Origin of the sequence: Burkholderia sp. Se-20378, assembly GCF_017104665.1 — a bacterium.
Lineage (GTDB): Bacteria > Pseudomonadota > Gammaproteobacteria > Burkholderiales > Burkholderiaceae > Burkholderia > Burkholderia lata.
Window position 1 is genome coordinate 1 of the sequence record NZ_JAAGPG010001240.1, and the last position, 749, is coordinate 749.

1 protein-coding gene is annotated in these 749 nt (G+C 69.4%); it reads left to right on the forward strand.

Features of this window, described 5'->3' with window-relative positions; all coding sequences use genetic code 11:
• Window positions 1-749: molybdopterin oxidoreductase family protein (locus G3N93_RS41215; RefSeq protein ID WP_277396624.1), on the forward strand; the 749-nt coding region annotated here is incomplete at both ends.

Here is a 749-nt window from a genome sequence, read left to right on the forward strand (position 1 = left end):
TTGCACTCTTGCTCACACTCTTTCCCTCCTCGCCGCTCTTCCGATCTCTGCCGACGGCAACGACGCGCCGCGCCTCGCGTTCCCGACGCCGTCGGGCAAGGCGCGCTTCTTCGCGCGCCCGCATGTCGATCCGGCCGAGCTGCCCGACGACACGTTCCCGATCGTGCTGAACACCGGGCGGCTGCAGCATCAATGGCACACGATGACGAAGACGGGCAAGGTCGCGATGCTGAACAAGCTCAACCCGCGCCCGTTCGTCGAGCTGCACCCGGACGATGCGCGCGCGCTCGGCATCGCCGCGAAGGACAGCGTCGAGATCCGCTCGGCGCGCGGCCGCGCGGTGCTGCCGGCGGTTGTGACCGAACGCGTGCAGCGCGGCAACTGCTTTGCGCCGATGCACTGGAACGACGTGTACGGCGACGACCTGTGCATCAACGCGGTGACGAACGACGCGATCGATCCCGAATCGCAGCAACCCGAACTGAAATACTGCGCGGTCGCGCTGCGGCGCGTCGAGACCGATGCGTTCGCGGCGGCCGACGACGAGACGGCGCAACCCGACGCGCGCGCCGATGACACGCGGCCCGCGCCGGCGCTGGTGCAGGCTACCGCTTCACAGGAATCCGACATGGCAGACATCGACACTTTCGCGGCCGCGCTCGGCGTGGCCGACCTCGCGCCGCCGCCGTTGACGGACACCGAACGGCTGTACGTGGCCGGCCTCGTCAGCGGGCTGAAGGCGAGCGCCG